Source organism: Streptomyces sp. NPDC058469 (assembly GCF_042721125.1).
Lineage (GTDB): Bacteria > Actinomycetota > Actinomycetes > Streptomycetales > Streptomycetaceae > Streptomyces.
Genome location: NZ_JBHXME010000207.1, coordinates 1 through 17125, shown reverse-complemented (window position 1 = coordinate 17125; position 17125 = coordinate 1). Strand labels below are relative to the sequence as shown.

17 protein-coding genes are annotated in these 17125 nt (G+C 70.2%); 10 read left to right on the top strand and 7 right to left on the bottom strand.

Annotated elements, in window-relative coordinates; translation table 11 throughout:
• Positions 1-13: 13 nt before the first annotated feature.
• From cobJ to cobC, 4 genes are read left to right on the top strand one after another with little or no spacing between them, the layout of a single operon-like run.
• The gene (gene cobJ / locus ACFWP5_RS46875) at positions 14-1735 is read left to right on the top strand and encodes a precorrin-3B C(17)-methyltransferase (protein ID WP_384171665.1); all 1722 of its coding nucleotides are present in this window, start codon (positions 14-16) and stop codon (positions 1733-1735) included.
• Between the two features lie 5 nt (positions 1736-1740).
• Positions 1741-2397: a precorrin-8X methylmutase gene (locus ACFWP5_RS46870; protein ID WP_384171662.1), complete on the top strand. Its 657-nt coding sequence runs from the start codon at positions 1741-1743 to the stop codon at positions 2395-2397.
• On the top strand, positions 2394-3329 hold the full coding sequence (locus tag ACFWP5_RS46865; RefSeq protein ID WP_384171656.1) for a sirohydrochlorin chelatase: 936 nt from the start codon (positions 2394-2396) through the stop codon (positions 3327-3329). Before ACFWP5_RS46870 ends, ACFWP5_RS46865 begins: the two co-directional genes overlap by 4 nt.
• Positions 3319-4410 carry an Rv2231c family pyridoxal phosphate-dependent protein CobC gene (gene cobC, locus ACFWP5_RS46860; RefSeq protein ID WP_384171659.1) on the top strand — a complete coding sequence of 364 codons (1092 nt, stop codon included), beginning with the start codon at positions 3319-3321 and terminating at the stop codon, positions 4408-4410. Before ACFWP5_RS46865 ends, cobC begins: the two co-directional genes overlap by 11 nt.
• Before the next feature lie 263 nt (positions 4411-4673).
• On the opposite strand, the gene ACFWP5_RS46855 is transcribed toward cobC, so the two are convergent.
• The 5 genes from ACFWP5_RS46855 to ACFWP5_RS46835 all read right to left on the bottom strand — a co-directional run bounded on the left by ACFWP5_RS46855 (position 4674) and on the right by ACFWP5_RS46835 (position 9390).
• Positions 4674-5576, bottom strand: a complete 903-nt coding sequence (locus tag ACFWP5_RS46855; RefSeq protein WP_384171653.1) for an SCO1860 family LAETG-anchored protein — start codon at positions 5574-5576, stop codon at positions 4674-4676.
• Positions 5577-5707: 131 nt separating this feature from the next.
• Positions 5708-6799: an amidohydrolase family protein gene (locus ACFWP5_RS46850; protein ID WP_384171650.1), complete on the bottom strand. Its 1092-nt coding sequence runs from the start codon at positions 6797-6799 to the stop codon at positions 5708-5710.
• A gap of 88 nt (positions 6800-6887) precedes the next feature.
• A complete protein-coding gene (locus tag ACFWP5_RS46845) occupies positions 6888-7700 on the bottom strand; it encodes an amino acid ABC transporter ATP-binding protein (protein WP_384171647.1) in 813 nt (270 codons plus the stop codon).
• Positions 7697-8542, bottom strand: a complete 846-nt coding sequence (locus tag ACFWP5_RS46840; RefSeq protein WP_384171645.1) for an amino acid ABC transporter permease — start codon at positions 8540-8542, stop codon at positions 7697-7699. Before ACFWP5_RS46840 ends, ACFWP5_RS46845 begins: the two co-directional genes overlap by 4 nt.
• The gene (locus tag ACFWP5_RS46835; RefSeq protein ID WP_384171642.1) at positions 8539-9390 is read right to left on the bottom strand and encodes a transporter substrate-binding domain-containing protein; all 852 of its coding nucleotides are present in this window, start codon (positions 9388-9390) and stop codon (positions 8539-8541) included. Before ACFWP5_RS46835 ends, ACFWP5_RS46840 begins: the two co-directional genes overlap by 4 nt.
• 176 nt (positions 9391-9566) lie before the next feature.
• Here ACFWP5_RS46835 and ACFWP5_RS46830 point away from each other — a divergent pair, with 176 nt between their 5' ends.
• The 6 genes from ACFWP5_RS46830 to thpD all read left to right on the top strand — a co-directional run bounded on the left by ACFWP5_RS46830 (position 9567) and on the right by thpD (position 14832).
• Positions 9567-10667 carry a pyridoxal-phosphate-dependent aminotransferase family protein gene (locus ACFWP5_RS46830; protein ID WP_384171639.1) on the top strand — a complete coding sequence of 367 codons (1101 nt, stop codon included), beginning with the start codon at positions 9567-9569 and terminating at the stop codon, positions 10665-10667.
• A gap of 163 nt (positions 10668-10830) precedes the next feature.
• Positions 10831-11355, top strand: a complete 525-nt coding sequence (locus ACFWP5_RS46825; RefSeq protein WP_384171636.1) for a DinB family protein — start codon at positions 10831-10833, stop codon at positions 11353-11355.
• 278 nt (positions 11356-11633) lie between these two features.
• Complete coding sequence (gene ectA / locus ACFWP5_RS46820) at positions 11634-12140, top strand: diaminobutyrate acetyltransferase (RefSeq protein WP_384171633.1); 507 nt, start codon at positions 11634-11636, stop codon at positions 12138-12140.
• Positions 12141-12207: 67 nt separating this feature from the next.
• Positions 12208-13479: a diaminobutyrate--2-oxoglutarate transaminase gene (ectB, locus tag ACFWP5_RS46815; protein WP_384171630.1), complete on the top strand. Its 1272-nt coding sequence runs from the start codon at positions 12208-12210 to the stop codon at positions 13477-13479.
• Positions 13480-13525: 46 nt separating this feature from the next.
• A complete protein-coding gene (locus ACFWP5_RS46810; RefSeq protein WP_043680747.1) occupies positions 13526-13930 on the top strand; it encodes an ectoine synthase in 405 nt (134 codons plus the stop codon).
• A gap of 5 nt (positions 13931-13935) precedes the next feature.
• The gene (gene thpD / locus ACFWP5_RS46805; protein WP_384171627.1) at positions 13936-14832 is read left to right on the top strand and encodes an ectoine hydroxylase; all 897 of its coding nucleotides are present in this window, start codon (positions 13936-13938) and stop codon (positions 14830-14832) included.
• A 100-nt stretch (positions 14833-14932) separates the two neighbouring features.
• Here the strand turns inward: thpD and ACFWP5_RS46800 are convergent, their stop codons facing one another.
• Together ACFWP5_RS46800 and ACFWP5_RS46795 are read right to left on the bottom strand one after the other, a co-directional pair.
• Positions 14933-15982 (bottom strand): aminotransferase class V-fold PLP-dependent enzyme, encoded by a 1050-nt coding sequence (locus ACFWP5_RS46800; RefSeq protein ID WP_384171625.1) that lies wholly within the window; start codon positions 15980-15982, stop codon positions 14933-14935.
• Between the two features lie 140 nt (positions 15983-16122).
• Positions 16123-16845 (bottom strand): DsbA family oxidoreductase, encoded by a 723-nt coding sequence (locus ACFWP5_RS46795; RefSeq protein WP_384171622.1) that lies wholly within the window; start codon positions 16843-16845, stop codon positions 16123-16125.
• Between the last annotated feature and the right edge of the window lie 280 nt (positions 16846-17125).

Sequence of the window (17125 nt, the reverse complement as noted above, 5' to 3'; positions counted from 1 at the left end):
AAGGAGTTGCTCAGTGATCGGCCTGATGTCCGCCACCGCGGCGGGGGCGGCGGCGCGCGACCGGCTGGCCGCGGCGTGGCCGGACCGCACGCGGGTGTACGACGGTCCCGTCAAGGACGCCGTACGGTCCGCGTTCGCGGAGTGCGAGCAGCTCGTGTGTTTCCTCGCCACGGGAGCCGTCGTACGGCTGATCGCCCCGCTGCTGGCCGACAAGCGCACCGACCCGGGGGTCGTGTGCGTCGACGAGGGCGGACGGTTCGCCGTGTCGCTGGTCGGCGGGCACGGCGGCGGGGCCAATGAACTCGCCGTGCAAGTGGGCGAGTTGCTCGCCGCCCAGCCCGTGGTGACCACGGCCACGGACGCGGTGGGCGTGCCGGGACTCGACACGCTCGGGTTCCCCGTGGAGGGCGATGTCGCCGGGGTCTCACGGGCCCTGCTGGACGGCGAACCGGTCGCCCTGGACGCCGAGTTGGCGTGGCCGCTGCCGCCGCTGCCGGTGTCGGACGGGGACGCTGCGCACGTCATCCGCGTCACCGATCGTGCCGTGGAGCCCGGCGAGCGGGAGGTCGTGCTGCGGCCGCCGTCCCTCGTCGTCGGGGTCGGCGCGTCCAAGGGTGCCCCGGTCGAGGAGGTGCTCGGGCTGGTCGAGAGCGCGGTGCGCGATGCCGGGCTGTCGCTCAAGTCACTCGCCCAACTCGCCACTGTCGACGCGAAGTCGGACGAGCCCGGCATCGTCGAGGCGGCCCAGCGGCTCGGTGTGCCGCTGGTGACCTACTCCGCCGAGGAGCTGGCCGCCGTAGAGGTGCCCAATCCGTCGGACGCGCCGCTCGCGGCCGTGGGCACGCCCTCCGTGGCGGAGGCCGCCGCACTCGTGGGCGGGGGCGAACTCCTCGTCCCCAAGCGGAAGTCGGAGCGCACCGACGGGCAACCGGCGATGGCGACCTGTGCTGTCGTACGGCGACTCGCGCGCGGCCGGCTCGCGGTGGTCGGGCTCGGGCCCGGCGCCCGGGATCTGCTCACCCCGCGCGCCAAGGCCGAACTCCGGCGCGCCGCCGTGCTCGTGGGGCTCGACCAGTACGTCGACCAGATCCGCGATCTGCTGCGGCCCGGGACCCTGGTCCTGGAGTCGGGGCTCGGCGCCGAGGAGGAGCGGGCCCGTACCGCCGTGGCCGAGGCCCGGAAGGGACAGGCCGTCGCGCTGATCGGCAGCGGTGACGCCGGGGTGTACGCGATGGCCTCGCCCGCGCTCGCGGAGGCGTCGGACGACATCGACGTGGTCGGAGTCCCGGGCGTGACCGCCGCGTTGGCCGCCTCGGCGATCCTCGGGGCGCCGCTCGGCCACGACCATGTGTCGATCAGCCTCTCCGATCTGCACACGCCGTGGGAGGTCATCGAGCGGCGGGTGCGGGCGGCGGCCGAGGCTGACATCGTGGTGACGTTCTACAACCCCCGTAGCCGGGGCCGGGATTGGCAGCTCCCGAAGGCGCTCGCGATCCTCGCCGGGCACCGGGAGCCGACGACGCCGGTCGGTGTCGTACGGAACGCCTCGCGGCCCGACGAGTCCAGCCGGCTGACGACACTGGCCGCGCTGGATCCGGCGACGGTCGACATGATGACGGTGGTGACCGTCGGCAACACGGCCACCCGGGACATCGCGGGGCGCATGGTGACGCCGCGCGGCTACCGCTGGCAGGCTTCACAGGCGGCGCAGGCATCGCAGGAGGTGGCGAAGTGAGCTCTGTGGACCGTGTGGTTCATCCGATCGAGGTGGAGTCCTACCGACGGCTGCGCGCCCGCCTGGACACCTCGCACTTCCCACCGCTGACCCGCGCGGTCGTGGAGCGGGTCGTCCACTCCGCGGCCGATCTGGAGTACGCGTCCGATCTCGTCCTGGACGAGGGCGAGTTGGCGAAGGCGCACAGCGCGCTGCACGCCGGGGCGCCGGTGGTCGTGGACGTGGAGATGGTCGCGGCCGGGATCACCCGGCGCGAGACCGTGTGCCGGCTCAGGGACGCCAAGTCCGGTCCTGGGACGACCCGTTCGGCACATGCGATCCGGCTCGCGTACGAGGAGGTCGGGCCCGGCGCCCTCTGGGTGATCGGCAATGCGCCGACCGCTCTGGAGGAGCTGCTGAGGCTGGACGTCTCCCCCGCGCTCGTCATCGGTCTGCCCGTCGGTTTCGTCGGCGCGACCGAGTCCAAGGCCGCGTTGCGCGAGAGCGGGCTGCCCGCCGTGAGCAACGTGTCCGAGAAGGGCGGTTCGGCGGTCGCCACGGCTGCCCTCAACGCCCTGCTGTATCACCCCACTTCATCATCCGATCGTCCTTCACCTTCCGATCCTGTCTTGTCTTCCGATCCCGTCTTGCCTTCCGACGCGTACCACCAGGAGAAATCGTGACCACCCCGCCGCCCGCCCTGCTCATCGCCGGACACGGCACCCGGGACGAGGCCGGAGCCGAGGCGTTCCGGGACTTCGTACGGGAGTTGGGCCGCCGTCACCCCGAACTGCCCGTCGCGGGCGGGTTCATCGAGCTGTCGCCGCCGCCGTTGGGCGACGCGGTGACCGAGCTGGTGGAGCGCGGGGTGCGCCGGTTCGCCGCCGTACCGCTGATGCTGGTGTCCGCCGGGCACGCCAAGGGGGACATCCCGGCGGCGCTGGCCCGGGAGAAGGAGCGGCACGAGGGGATGTCGTACACGTACGGGCGTCCGCTGGGCCCGCATCCCTCGCTGCTGAAGGTGCTGGAGCGGCGGCTCGACGAAGCGCTCGGCGAGTCGGCGCGCACTCCCGCCGACCGGGCCGACGTGACCGTGCTGCTCGTGGGGCGCGGGTCGACGGACCCCGACGCCAACGCCGAGGTGCACAAGGCGGCGCGGCTGCTGTGGGAGGGGCGCGGATACGCGGGCGTGGAACCGGCGTTCGTGTCGCTGGCGGCACCGGACGTGCCGAGCGGCCTTGACCGGTGCGTGAAGCTGGGCGCCCGGCGGATCGTCGTCCTGCCGTACTTCCTGTTCACCGGCATCCTGCCGGAGCGGGTGCGGCAGCAGACGGAGGGCTGGGCGGCGGCGCACCCGGAGATCAACGTACTGTCCGCCGAAGTCATAGGCCCTGAGCCGGAGTTGCTGGACTTGGTGATGGAGCGGTACCGGGAGGCGGTCAAGGGTGATCTGCGGATGAACTGCGACTCGTGCGTGTACCGCATCGCGCTGCCCGGTTTCGAGGACAAGGTGGGGCAGCCGCAGCAGCCACACTTCCACCCGGACGACGACGGCGACCATGACGGTCACCACCATGGACATCACCATCACGGCGGGCACGCCCATGCACACTGACAGAGCCCACGACCACGACCCGACGGACAGAGTCCACGATCTTCGTCATCACGGTGACGTCGAAGTCCGGGACGACGGCGCCCAGTTGATCGATCTCGCCGTGAACGTCCGCGCGGACACGCCCCCGGCGTGGCTGCGCGAGCGGATAGCCGGGTCGCTGACCGGCCTCGCCGCCTACCCGGACGGGCGGGCCGCGCGGGCGGCGGTCGCGGCGCGGCACGGGCTGCCGGTGGAACACGTCCTGCTGACGGCGGGCGCCGCCGAGGCCTTCGTGCTGCTCGCCCGTGCCCTGAAGGTCCGCCAACCGGTGGTCGTGCACCCGCAGTTCACGGAGCCGGAGGCGGCGCTGCGGGACGCGGGGCACGCGGTGGAGCGGGTGCTGTTGCGGGAGGCGGAGGGTTTCCGGCTGGATCCGGGGGCGGTCCCCGAGGACGCGGACCTGGTGTTGATCGGCAACCCCACGAACCCGACGTCCGTCCTGCACCCCGCCGCCGCCATCGCCCGACTGGCCCGCCCCGGGCGGACGTTGGTGGTCGACGAGGCATTCATGGACGCGGTGCCGGGCGAACGGGAGTCGCTGTCGGGCCGGACGGACGTCCCCGGCCTGGTGGTCCTCCGCAGCCTCACCAAGACCTGGGGCCTGGCGGGACTGCGGATCGGCTACGTCCTCGCCGCCCCCGAGACGATCGCCGAGCTGGAGCGGGCCCAGCCCCTGTGGCCGGTGTCCACGCCGGCGCTCGCCGCGGCGGAGGCCTGCATGGAGTCGCAGGCCCTGGCGGAGGCCGCCCACGCCGCCCACCGCATCACCGCCGACCGCGCCCATCTCGTCGCCGGTCTCACGGAGTTCGCCCCCGACGGCCTCCGCGTCATGGAGCCCGCCGAGGGCCCGTTCGTCCTCGTCCGCGTCCCCAACGCGGTCGCCGTACGCCGGCATCTGCGCGACCTGGGCTTCGCCGTTCGACGTGGGGACACGTTTCCGGGGTTGGACGGGGAGTGGCTGCGGTTGGCTGTGCGGGACCGGGCGACGGTGAACCGGTTCTTGCAGGCGCTGGACCAGGCGGTGACGTTGGCGGGGCGGTGAAGGGGGTCGCTTCCGGCCTTCGCCGGCCCACCCGCCCACCCGACTCGGCCGGCTGAGAGGTCACCTTCCAAGCCTTTCCCACCCACCCGCCCGACTCGCTCGGCCAAGAGGTCACCCTCCAAGCCTTTCCCACCCACCCGCCCGACTCGCTCGGCCAAGAGGTCACCCTCCAAGCCCTTCCCACCCACCCACCCGACTCGCTCGGCCAAGAGGGCGCCTTTCAAGCGCCCGAGACGGGTGGGTGGGTGGGAAAGGTTGTTGCCTCAGCCCCGACGCCGGCGCGCTGTCAGCACCGCTCCCCCGCCGAGCGCCAGCAACACCACCGCCCCGCCCGCGATGTACGGCGTCGTGGAACTACCCCCCGTCTCGGCCAACCCCGCCTCCGCAGGCGCCCCCTGTGGCTCAACATCCGGCGCCGGTTTCGAGGGAGGAGTCACGGCGGCAACCTTCGGCGCCTCACAAGTCGCCTGCGCCAAAGTCACCGTCCCCTCCACGTCGGCAACGTTCAGCTTCAACGGGTTGACGGAGACGTTGAGTTCGAGCGCGGTCGCAGCGGCCGTACGGGACGTGGTCTCGGTCTTGGACAGATCGAGCCGCACCGACCCGACCCCCGGCACCTGAACCTCCGTAGGCCCACCGGCGGTTACCGTGACCCGCTTGCCCAGCACCGTCACCGACCCGAGCAGATTCGACGTGGCGACCGGCGTCTTCCCCGCCTCACACGTCGCCTTGGACGTGACAGCGCCGACCTCGATGAGCGAGAGCAACGGCAGCCCGGGAACATGGAGCCTGGCATGGGCGAGGTTCGTGTACCCCTCGGCCTTCGTGCCGGAGACGGTCGCCTTCGCCGTGGCGACGTCCGCGCTGAGCACACTGAAGGACTGCCCACCGTTCACCCCGTCCAACTGGGCGGTGAGCGCGGTCTTTTCGGCACTCTGCGGTGCCTGGACCTCGTTGAGGGAGACCGCGAGCGGAACGTCCACGGTCTTGTTGAGCAGGGACACGTCGAGCCCGGTACGCAGCACGACGGCGCTCGCGCGACCCTGGTCGGTGCTCGCGTGGGCGGAACCCGCGCCGGCCAGCGCCACGGGACCGGCGGCGAGGACGGTCGCCGTGGCCACGGTGGCCCAACGGCGTGCGGGCATGCGGAAGTTGGTGCCGTTCAAGGTGTGGGACCCCCAGAAGAGACATGCTTGGGACCCGGTAAGAATTACCCACGAAGAGTGAACCGTCAGCGATCCCACGTCACTTCACCCCATCGTGGGTTTTCCGTGAACGTATTCGAATCGACTGGCGACTATTCGACCACCAGCCCGTTCAGCACCACCCGCCGCGGCGACGCCAGGACGCGCACATCGGCGCGCGGGTCCGCCTCGTACACCACGAAGTCCGCCGGCGCGCCCTCTTCGAGCCCGGGCCGCCCGAGCCACCGCCGCGCACCCCACGCGGTCGCCGACAGCGCCTCTACGGCCGGGATGCCGGCGGTGACGAGTTCGGCGACCTCGGCCGCCACCAGGCCGTGCGCCAGGGAGCCCCCGGCGTCCGTGCCGACGTACACCGGGACGCCGGCGTCGTAGGCGGCGCGCACGGTGTCGTAGCGCCGCTCGTGGAGTCGCCGCAGATGGGCGGACCAGCGCGGGAACTTGGCGTCGCCGCCCTCGGCGAGCTTCGGGAAGGTCGCGATGTTCACGAGGGTCGGGACGATCGCGACGCCCCGCGAGGCGAACAGCGGGATGAGGTCCTCGGTGAGGCCGGTCGCGTGCTCGATGCAGTCGATGCCGGCCTCGACCAGGTCGCGCAACGCGTTCTCGGCGAAGCAGTGCGCGGTGACGCGAGCGCCGAGCCGGTGGGCCTCGGCGATGGCCGCCTCCACCGCTTCGCGCGGCCAGCAGGCCGACAGGTCGCCGAGGTCGCGGTCGATCCAGTCGCCGACCAACTTGACCCAGCCGTCGCCGCGTTGGGCTTCCTGAGCGACGTACGCGACGAGTTCGTCGGGCTCGATCTCGTGGGCGAAGTTCCGGATGTAGCGGCGGGTGCGCGCGATGTGCTTGCCAGCGCGGATGATCTTCGGGAGGTCCTCGCGGTCGTCGATCCAGCGGGTGTCTGAGGGCGAGCCGGCGTCGCGGAGCAGGAGGGTGCCGGCCTCGCGGTCGGTGAGGGCCTGCTTCTCGGCGGTGGCCGCGTCGACGGGGCCGTGGGTGCCGAGGCCTACGTGGCAGTGGGCGTCGACCAGGCCGGGGAGGGCCCAGCCGTCGACCGTCCGGATGTCGTCGGCGTCGACGGGACGGTCGTAGGAGATGCGGCCGTCGATGACCCAGAGTTCGTCGCGGATGTCCTCCGGTCCCACAAGGACCCGGCCCTTTACGTGCAGCACGGCTTGATCGCTCATGGGACGCACGATAGTTCGTCGGGTGCGGGTTCGTGGGGGCTGGTCGCGCCCACGCGGCGGAGCCGCACATCGACGCAGCCCCGCGCCCCTAAGGGGCGCTCTCGTCGTCCTGTACTTCAGCCATCGCCGGGTCCAGGAGCCTCGACAGGAAGTGGCGGGTGCGGTCGTGCTGTGGGTTGGTGATGACCTGGGTCGGGGTGCCGTCCTCGACGATCACCCCCGCGTCCATGAACACGACCCGGTCGGCCACCTCGCGCGCGAATGTCATCTCGTGGGTGACCACCATCATGGTCATGCCCTCGTTCGCGAGCATCCGCATGACGGCGAGTACGTCCCCCACGAGCTCGGGGTCGAGTGCCGAGGTCGGTTCGTCGAAGAGCATCACCTCGGGGCCCATCGCCAACGCCCGGGCGATCGCGACGCGTTGCTGCTGTCCGCCGGAGAGGGAGGCGGGGTAGGCGGCGGCCTTCTCCGACAGGCCGACACGGTGCAGGTTCTCGGCGGCGACCTCGGCCGCCGCCGCCTTGTCGCGGCGGAGGACCCGGCGTTGCGGGAGGGTGAGGTTCTCGGTGACGGACAGGTGCGGGAAGAGGTTGAACTGCTGGAAGACCATGCCGATACGGCGGCGTACGGCGTCGATGTCGACATCGGGGTCGGTGATTTCGGTGCCGCCGACGAACACCCGTCCCCTGGTGGGTTCTTCGAGCAGGTTCACGCAGCGCAGGAGGGTCGACTTGCCGGAGCCGGAGGGGCCGATGACGCACACCACCTCGCCCTGGCCGATCTCCAGGTCGATGCCGCGCAGCACCTCGTTGGAGCCGAACGACTTGTGCAGGCCCCGGACTTCGATCTCGGGCCGCTCGGTCTTGTCGGGCTTGTCGGGTGCGGTGCTCACGCTCATCGCACGGCCTCCCCCGTCTTCGTCTCCATGCGGCGGACCACGAAGCTCAGCGGGATCGTCACCAGCAGATAGCACAGGCCGGCCACCAGGATCGGCGTGGAGTTGGCTGTCGTACTCGCCAAGTCCCGTCCGTATTTGGACAGTTCGCGTTCCTCCAGGGTGACGCCGAGGAACAGGACCAGCGAGGAGTCCTTGAAGAGGAGGACGAGTTCGTTGGTCAGCGGCGGCAGGATGATCCGGAACGCCTGCGGGACGATGATCGACACCATGGCCCGCGCCTGCGAGAAGCCGAGCGAACGGGCCGCCTCCAACTGCCCCCTGGGCACCGCCTGGATGCCCGCGCGGATCGTCTCCGCCATGTACGCGGCCGACACCAGGCCGAGCGCGAGGGCGACCTTGCCGTACGTACCGCCGACGATCTCCGTGCCCGGGAAGGCGAGCGGCACGGCGACGCCGACGAAGATGAAGATCAGCAGGGCGGGCAGACCGCGGAAGATCTCGATGTAGATCCCGGCGAGCCAGCGGTACGGCCCGACCGACGACAGCCGCATCAGCGCGACGACCATGCCGAGGACGAGCCCGAAGACGAAGCCGGACAGGGTGTACAGCACGGTGTTCTTGAGGGCGAGCGTGATGACGTCCGGGAACATCTGCTTGGCGATGCTCCACTGCGCGAACTGGTTCTTCAGGCGGCCCCAGTCGGCCGTGACGGCGAAGGCGATCACGACGGCGGCGAAGACGGCGTACTGCACGCCTTGTGACAGCCTCCGTCTCTGACGTCTGCTCAGCCCCTGTTTCCGGGGCTGGAGTTGGAGGTCCGCGGTGTCGGACTTGCCGGTCATGAGGCCGACGGGGAGGCGGCCGAGGCGTCGTAGGGGCCGATCCACTTCTCGTAGAGCTTCTTGTACGTGCCGTCGGCCTTCGCGTCCTTGATGGCCTTGTTGATGGCGGCGAGGAGTTTCGTGTTGCCCTTCTTGACCGTGAAGCCGTACTGCTCACCGGTGTTGAGGTTGTCGACGACCTTGAAGGCGTCGGCGTTGGCCTTGGTCTTGAGCCAGCCCTGGACGACCGGGTAGTCGATGATGACGGCCTGGACCTGGCCGGTGCGCAGGCCGTTGAGGACGGCGTCGGAGGACTCGAAGGAGACGGGGTCGAAGCCCTTGCTCTTGGCGTAGTCCTCGCCGGTGGTCTGCGCCTGGGCGCCGAGCTTCTTGCCCTTGGTCTTCACGTCGGCGAGGGAGGTCAGGCCGCTCTTCCTGTCGACGAGGACGGCCTGGGTGGCGTCGAAGTACGGGTCGGAGAAGTCGACGTTCTTCTTGCGCTCGGCGGTGATGGTCATGCCGGCGGCGGCCAGGTCGCACTCGTCGGCGTTGAGGAAGGCGCCGGTCTTGAAGTTCTCGAAGGGGGTGTCGAGGATCTTCTGTTTCACGCCGAGGTTCTTGGCGACCAGGTCGATGAGGGAGACGTCGAAGCCCTGTACCTTGCCGTCGATCTCGGACTGGAAGGGCGGGTAGGGCAGGTGCGTGCAGGTCGTGAGCTGACCGGCCTTGACGAGTTCGACGCCACCGGCGGCGGTCTTCGAACCGCTGCCGCCGCTGCCGCTGGAGGTGCAGCCGGCCACGAGGACGAGTGCGGCCGTCGCGGTGGTGGCGGCCAGGGTGCGGGCCCGGCGGCCGAGGAGCGTGTTCACGGAGGCCTCCTGTGACGGAACTGTGGCTTCCGATTATTGGGAGCAGCGGGGTGACCCGCTCGCGGTGGGCTGCCGGTCACGGGGCCGTACGGGCTAAGAAGTCGCCGGTCAGAGGGGGCTCAGGGGCGCCGGTTACCCTCGTTCCCACCGAACCCCGCGAGTGAAAGAGCACCGCCGTGACGCACCCCTTCCTCGACCTCGCCCCGTTGAGCGCCGCGCACTTCGCCTCGATCGAGGGCCGGGTGGCCCGTCTGCTCGGTACCGAGCAGGATGTCGTGATCACGCAGGGCGAGGCGTTGCTGCCGCTGGAGGGGGCGATCCGTTCGACGGCAGGGCCGGGCACGGTCGCGCTGAACGTCATCACCGGCCCGTACGGGCAGACGTTCGGGAACTGGCTGCGGGACTGCGGTGCCGAGGTGATCGACCTCGCCGTCCCCTTCCACACGGCGGTGACCGCCGACCAGATCCGGGAGGCGTTCGCCGAGCACCCGGAGATCGACTTCGTGTCCCTCGTCCACGCGGAGGCGGCGACCGGCAACACCAACCCGGTCGCGGAGATCGGCGAGGTCGTGCGCTCGCACGGCGCGCTCTTCTACCTGGACGCGGTGGCCTCCATCGGCGCGGAGCCGGTGCTGCCGGACGCGTGGGGTGTCGACCTGTGCGTGATCGGCGCGCAGAAGGCGATGGGCGGCCCGGCGGGTGTGTCGGCGGTGTCGGTGAGCGCACGGGCGTGGGCCCGCATGGCATCCAACCCCGGAGCCCCGCGCCGCTCGTACCTCTCCCTCCTCGACTGGAAGGACCGCTGGATCGACGCGGGCCGCAAGGCGCTCCTCCACGCACCGGCCCAGTTGGAGATGCTCGCGCTGGAGGCATGCGTGGAACGCATCGAGTCGGAGGGCCTGGCCACGCTGATGCACCGCCACGCGACCGCGGCGACGGCGACGCGAGCGGGCGCGACCGCCCTGGGCGGCGGCCTCGAACCGTACGTCCACAAGGCCTCCGAGGCCGCACCAGTCGCTACGACGCTCAGGACGCCGCCGGGTGTCGTCGCGTCGGAGCTGGTGGCAAGGGCCCTGTCCGCGGACCCGACCCTGCCGCTCGCCGCGGGCGGCGGCGCCCTGGCGAAGGAGATGATCCGGGTCAACCACTACGGGGTGGACGCGACAGTGGGGGCGGTACGGACCTCCGTGGCAGCGCTGGGCGCGACGCTGGCCGAGCAGGGGGTACCGGTGGACCTGGAGGGCGCCCGGTCCGCCGTGGAGAACGCGTGGCGGTAGTCGCGGGCTCAGGTGCCCCTGGGGGCTCCGCCCCCGCCGATCGGCCCTGAAGGGGCCTCGTCCTCAAGCGCCGGACAGGCTGGATTATGTCGGCCTGCGTCGGAAAGGCACCGGCCCTGATTCAGAGGGCACCGGCGCAGAACCCCGTGCCATGCTCCCCCGCATGACCACTGACACGCCCCACACCCTCCCCGACGGCCGCCCCATCCCCTCCATGACCGGCGCCGAGCGCCCCATGCTCGAAAGCTGGCTCGGCTTTCATCGCGCCACGCTGGAGTTGAAGTGCGCCGGTCTGGACGACACACAAGTGCGGCTCGCGGCGGCCGAGCCCTCCTCGCTGACGTTACTCGGCCTGGTCCAGCACCTCGCCGAGGTCGAACGGAACTGGTTCCAGCGGGTGTTCGGGCTCGACGTGCCGACGGTGTACGGCACCGAGGACGGGTACGCCCTGGACCCCGGGCGTGGGATGGAGGAGGCGCTCACTGTGTGGCGCCGGGAGATCGCGCGGGGGCAGGAGCGCTGTGCCGGGCTGGCGCTGGACGGTCTCGGGCGGATCCCGGGCGGGCCGATGGCCGGGGCCGAGGTCAGTCTGCGGTGGGTGTTTGTCCACATGGTCGAGGAGTACGCGCGGCACAACGGTCACGCCGACATCCTGCGAGAAAGCATCGACGGTGTCACCGGCGCCTAATTCTGATGTAATTCCCGGGAATTTTATCGCCTTCTTTACGGGCAGCTTCCCACATTCTTCTGCCCGATTTCCGCGCACTCAAACGCAAAGAATTCGCGTAGATCTCGTGAGGGTTACATCCCTGTGACCCGTTACACAGGGCATCCTTTTTGCCCTTTATTTGTGGGTCAAAACGGTGCATACCTTGCACCCTCGCACGCGTGATAACACAGCACAGCCTCAGACGTAACCCCACTCCTCCATGCAATTTCGAATTTCCCTCGGTAAATTCATTTCGCATGACTGCCACCCAAGCAGACCTGCACATCGACCGCCCCACGGTGGCCGACGGCGCCGCGTTGTGGCGTATTGCCAAGGACTCGAACGCCCTCGACTTGAACTCGTCGTACAGCTATCTGCTGTGGTGTCGCGACTTCTCCGGTACCTCGGCCGTCGTGCGGGACGAGCGGGGGGAGCCGGTCGGCTTCGTCACCGGGTATGTGCGGCCGGACCGGCCGGGCACCCTGCTCGTGTGGCAGGTGGCGGTCGACGCCGCGCAGCGCGGTCGCGGGCTGGCCGCACGGCTGCTGGACGGACTCAGCGAGCGGGTCTCGGACGAGTATGGGCTGACCGAGATCGAGACCACGATCACACCCGGCAACACCGCGTCCGAGCGCCTCTTCACGTCGTACGCCGAACGTCACGGCGCCGCCGTCGAGCGCACGGTCCTGTTCGAGGCCGGTGACTTCCCGGACGGACCGCACGACCCCGAGGTGCTGTACCGCATCGGCCCGCTGAGCCTCTGAGGACCCCGCCGGTTCCCCCGGTCTTCCCGCCGCACCCCCTCACCCCCCACACCGAGGAGCGATTCGCGTGACCATCACCCAGCCCGATCTCAGCGTCTTCGAGACCCTGGAGTCCGAGGTCCGCAGCTACTGCCGCGGCTGGCCCACCGTCTTCGACCGGGCCCGGGGCAGCCGTATGTACGACGAGGACGGCCACGCCTACCTCGACTTCTTCGCGGGCGCCGGCTCGCTCAACTACGGGCACAACAACCCTGTGCTGAAACGGGCGTTGATCGACTACCTTGAGCGGGACGGCGTCACCCACGGGCTCGACATGTCGACCAGTGCCAAGCGCGCCTTCCTGCAGACCTTCCAGGACCTGGTGCTGCGCCCGCGCGACCTGCCGTACAAGGTGATGTTCCCGGGCCCGACCGGTACCAACGCCGTCGAGTCCGCACTGAAGTTGGCGCGGAAGGTGAAGGGGCGCGAGTCGATCGTGTCGTTCACCAACGCCTTCCACGGCATGTCGCTGGGGTCGCTGGCCGTGACCGGCAACGCCTTCAAGCGCGCCGGCGCCGGCATCCCGCTGGTGCACGGCACACCGATGCCGTTCGACAACTACTTCGACGGCAAGGTCCCCGACTTCCTGTGGTTCGAGCGGCTGTTGGAGGACCAGGGCTCCGGCCTCAACAAGCCCGCCGCCGTGATCGTCGAGTCCGTGCAGGGCGAGGGCGGCATCAATGTCGCACGCCCCGAATGGCTGCGCGCGCTCGCCGCGTTGTGCGAACGCCAGGACATGCTGCTGATCGTCGACGACATCCAGATGGGCTGCGGGCGCACCGGCGCGTTCTTCTCCTTCGAGGAGGCGGGGATCGTCCCGGACATCGTCACCGTGTCCAAGTCCATCAGCGGCTACGGCCTTCCGATGTCTCTGTGCCTGTTCAAGCCGGAGCTGGACATCTGGGAGCCGGGCGAGCACAACGGCACGTTCCGCGGCAACAACCCGGCGTTCGTCACCGCCACCGCCGCCCTGGAGACGTACTGGGCGGACGGTTCCGCGATGGAGAAGCAGACCCGGGCCCGCGGTGAGCAGGTCGAGCAGGGGCTGATCTCCATCACCGAGGAGAACCTCGCCGACATCAAGGAGTACCGGGGCCGCGGTCTGGTCTGGGGCATCGAGTTCAAGGACCCCGAGCGCGCCGGACGGATCTGCGCCCGCGCCTTCGAACTCGGGCTGCTCGTCGAGACGTCGGGCCCGCAGGGCGAGGTCGTGAAACTGCTGCCCGCGCTGACCATCACCCCCGAGGAACTGGACGAGGGTCTCAGCATCCTCGCCCGCGCCGTACGCGAAACCGTCTGACACCACATCCCCACCTGATACTGCGTCAAGGAGGCGTAAACAGCCCGTGATTGTTCGTTCGTTCAAGGAACTCGAAGGCACCGACCGGCACATCAAGGCCGCGTCCGGCACCTGGGAGAGCAAGCGCATCGTCCTCGCCAAGGAGCGGGTCGGTTTCTCGGTGCACGAGACCGTCCTCTACGCGGGTACCGAGACGTCGATGTGGTACGCGAACCACATCGAGGCCGTCGTCTGCGTCGAGGGCCACGCCGAACTCACCGACAACGAGACCGGGCAGACGTACACGATCACGCCCGGGACCATGTACCTCCTCGACGGACACGAGCGGCACACGATGCGGATCAAGGAGGACTTCCGCTGCATCTGTGTCTTCAACCCGCCCGTCACCGGACGGGAGGACCACGACGAGAACGGCGTCTACCCGCTGCTGACCGAACCCGAGGAGGTGTGACGAGCATGACCACCGTCACCAGCGTCACCGACCTGTATCCCAGCCGCGGCACCACCGAGGTGTCCGTCCCGCGCAAGGACCCCGTCGTCTGGGGCTCCCCCGACACCCCGGGGCCGATCCCGACGGCCGACCTCCAGGCCTTCGAGCGCGACGGCTTCCTCTCCATGCAGGAACTCCTGCGCGACGACGAAGTCGGCGTCTACCACCGGGAGTTGGAGCGGCTCGTCGCCGATCCGGCGATCCGGGCCGACGAGCGGTCGATCGTCGAGTCGAAGTCGAAGGAGATCCGGTCCGTCTTCGAGGTGCACCGGATCAGCGAGGTGTTCGCGCGGCTCGTGCGCGACGAGCGGGTCGTCGGGCGGGCGCGCCAGATCCTCGGTTCGGACGTGTACGTCCACCAGTCCCGGATCAACGTGAAGCCCGGCTTCGGCGCGAGCGGCTTCTACTGGCACTCGGACTTCGAGACCTGGCACGCCGAGGACGGTCTGCCGAACATGCGCACCGTGTCCGTGTCGATCGCGCTCACCGAGAACCACGACACCAACGGCGGCCTCATGATCATGCCGGGCTCGCACCGGACGTTCCTCGGCTGCGCGGGCGCGACCCCCGAGGACAACTACCGCCAGTCGCTCCAGATGCAGGACGCGGGCACCCCGTCCGACGAGGCGCTGACGGGCATGGCCTCCGAGTACGGCATCAAGTTGTTCACGGGCAGGGCCGGTTCGGCGACCTGGTTCGACTGCAACTGCATGCACGGCTCCGGGGACAACATCACGCCGTTCCCGCGCAGCAACGTCTTCATCGTGTTCAACAGCGTGGAGAACAAGGCAGTCGAGCCGTTCGCCGCGCCGGTACGACGGCCCGAGTTCATCGGGGCTCGGGACTTCACGCCGGTGAGGTGACGGGAGGGCCAGGCGGTTCGTCGCAAGGGCACCTCGGTCACGGCGACCGGGGTGCCCTTCGCGGCATCAGCCTCTACCTCGCCTCAGCCTCTTCCTCGCCTCAGCCGGCCAGGACGTCCAGCAGGCGGTCGACGTCCTCAGCGGTGTTGTAGAGGTGGAAGGCGGCGCGCAAGTTCCCCGCCCGGTCGGAGACTTCGACCCCCGCCGCGCTCAACTCGCCCTGCCGGTGGCCGAGTCCGGGCACGGAGACGATCGGTGAGCCCGGGGACGCGACAGGCTCGTGGCCGAGGATGTCGAGGCCCGCGCGGAAGCGGTCGGCGAGGGTCAGGTCGTGGGCCCGCACCGTCTCCACGCCCAACTCCTCCAGCAGGGCGAGCGAGTGGCGGGCACCGGCGTAGGAGAAGAGGGCCGGGCTCTCGTCGAACCGGCGGGCGGAGTGGGCGAGTTCCTCGACCGGGCCGTAGCAGCTGTCCCAGGGCGCCTCGCCCGCGACCCAGCCGGCGAAGACCGGGTTGAGGCCGCCGAGGTCCGCCGGGGTGACCAGGAAGGCGACCCCGCGCGGGCAGAAGAGCCACTTGAAGCCGACGGCGGCGACATAGTCGTAGGCGTCCGCGTCGAGGTCGAGCCAGCCGGCGGCCTGCGAGGCGTCGAGGTACGTACGCGCCCCGTGTTCGCGTGCCGCCGCCCGGAGTGCGGGCAGGTCGGCGATCCTGCCGTCGGCGGACTGGGCGGCGCTGACCGCGACGAGCGCGGTGCCGGGGCGTACCGACTCGGCGATCCGCTCCAGCGGGACGCTGCGCACCTTGAGGTCGGGGCGCATGTGGAAGGGGTTCACCACGGAGCTGAAGTCGGCCTCGGCGGTGAGGACTTCGGCGCCCGCGGGCAGCGAGGAGGCGATCAGCCCGCTGTAGACGGCGACCGAGGCCCCGGCCGCCACCCGGCCGACCGGCACGCGGGTCAGCCGCGCGAAGGCGGCGCGGGAGGCCTCGACGTCGTCGAACATGTCGGTCGGCGTGCCGACCGCGGCGGCCTCGATGGCGGTGTGCATCGCGGTGACGGTACGGGTCGGGAGGAGGCCGGTGCTCGCGGTGTTGAGGTAGGTGTTCTTCGGGGCGAACTCGGCGCGGACGAGGCTCTCGAAGGTCTCCATGCCACCACTCTGCGGTGCCGAGGAGCCCTCGTCCATTGCGATTTTTTACGTGGATCCGCTAAGGAACGCTTATAGGTCGCAGCATGATCGACGGGCGATCGGCCCTGACCAGCACCTTTTCAAGCGTGGGTCTGCGGCTGTCAGGCCTGCGGCACCGCGCACCCGTCGGGACCACAGGCCTCCGCGCCGCCGTCGGCACTGCTGTCGATCAGCTTCAGCGGGGAGTGCTCGCCCCACGCCTGGGTCAGCGCCTGGGCGAAGACCTCGGCGGGCTGGGCGCCGGAGACGCCGTACTTGCGGTCGAGGACGAAGAAGGGGACGCCGTTCGCACCCAGTTCGGCGGCCTCGCGCTCGTCGGCGCGGACGTCGTCGGCGTACGCGGTCGGGTCGGCCAGCACCTTGCGGGCGTCCTCGGCGTCCAGTCCGACACCGGCGGCGAGCTCGACGAGCCGCTCGTCACTGTCGAACACGGACCGCTCCTCGGCGAAGTTCGCCTTGTACAGCGCCTGGATCAGCTCGTCCTGGCGGCCCTGCGCCTTGGCGAAGTGGAGGAGGCGGTGCATGTCGAAGGTGTTGCCGTGGTCACGGTCGCGGGTGCGGTAGTCGAGACCCTCGGCGGCGGCCTGCGCGCCCAGGTTGTCCTCGCCGGCCTGCGCCTGCGCCTCGCTCATGCCGTACTTCTTGGTGAGCATCTTGAGCACGGGCTGGGTGTCGCCCTTGGCGCGCCCCGGGTCCAGTTCGAAGGACCGGTGCACGATCTCGACGCCGTCGCGGTGCGGGAACGCGTCGAGCGCCTTCTCGAAGCGGGCCTTGCCCACGTAGCACCAGGGACAGGCGATGTCCGACCAGATCTCGACGCGCATTCTTCGGCTCTTTCCAGGACGTACGGAGGAACGGAGACTCCCTCCGTCTCCCCCGTGAACGTTCAAGTGCCTCGCTTCATTCCTCAGGTGTCGCGGATGCTTCTGGGCTGTGGGGCGGAATGCCTGCGCGGCTGTGTGGGGGTGCGCCTTGCGCCTGCGGCCGGGTTGTGGGTCGGGGACGTGCCGGGGGGGTATCCGTCCTCGGCCCCGCTCGTCCGTCGCCCGCAGCTTCGGCGGCTCCCCGCTGGTCAGCGCCTCGGTCAGGGCGTCGGGCAGTCGT

Bases quoted from the DNA above. Each gene is read 5' to 3' on its own strand.
- cobC (WP_384171659.1), top strand. From the start codon at position 3,319: ATGCACACTGACAGAGCCCACGACCACGACCCGACGGACAGAGTCCAC.
- ACFWP5_RS46850 (WP_384171650.1), bottom strand. From the start codon at position 6,799: ATGAGCGATCAAGCCGTGCTGCACGTAAAGGGCCGGGTCCTTGTGGGA.
- ACFWP5_RS46845 (WP_384171647.1), bottom strand. From the start codon at position 7,700: ATGAGCGTGAGCACCGCACCCGACAAGCCCGACAAGACCGAGCGGCCC.
- ACFWP5_RS46840 (WP_384171645.1), bottom strand. From the start codon at position 8,542: ATGACCGGCAAGTCCGACACCGCGGACCTCCAACTCCAGCCCCGGAAA.
- ACFWP5_RS46825 (WP_384171636.1), top strand. From the start codon at position 10,831: ATGACCACTGACACGCCCCACACCCTCCCCGACGGCCGCCCCATCCCC.
- ectA (WP_384171633.1), top strand. From the start codon at position 11,634: ATGACTGCCACCCAAGCAGACCTGCACATCGACCGCCCCACGGTGGCC.
- thpD (WP_384171627.1), top strand. From the start codon at position 13,936: ATGACCACCGTCACCAGCGTCACCGACCTGTATCCCAGCCGCGGCACC.
- ACFWP5_RS46800 (WP_384171625.1), bottom strand. From the start codon at position 15,982: ATGGAGACCTTCGAGAGCCTCGTCCGCGCCGAGTTCGCCCCGAAGAAC.
- ACFWP5_RS46795 (WP_384171622.1), bottom strand. From the start codon at position 16,845: ATGCGCGTCGAGATCTGGTCGGACATCGCCTGTCCCTGGTGCTACGTG.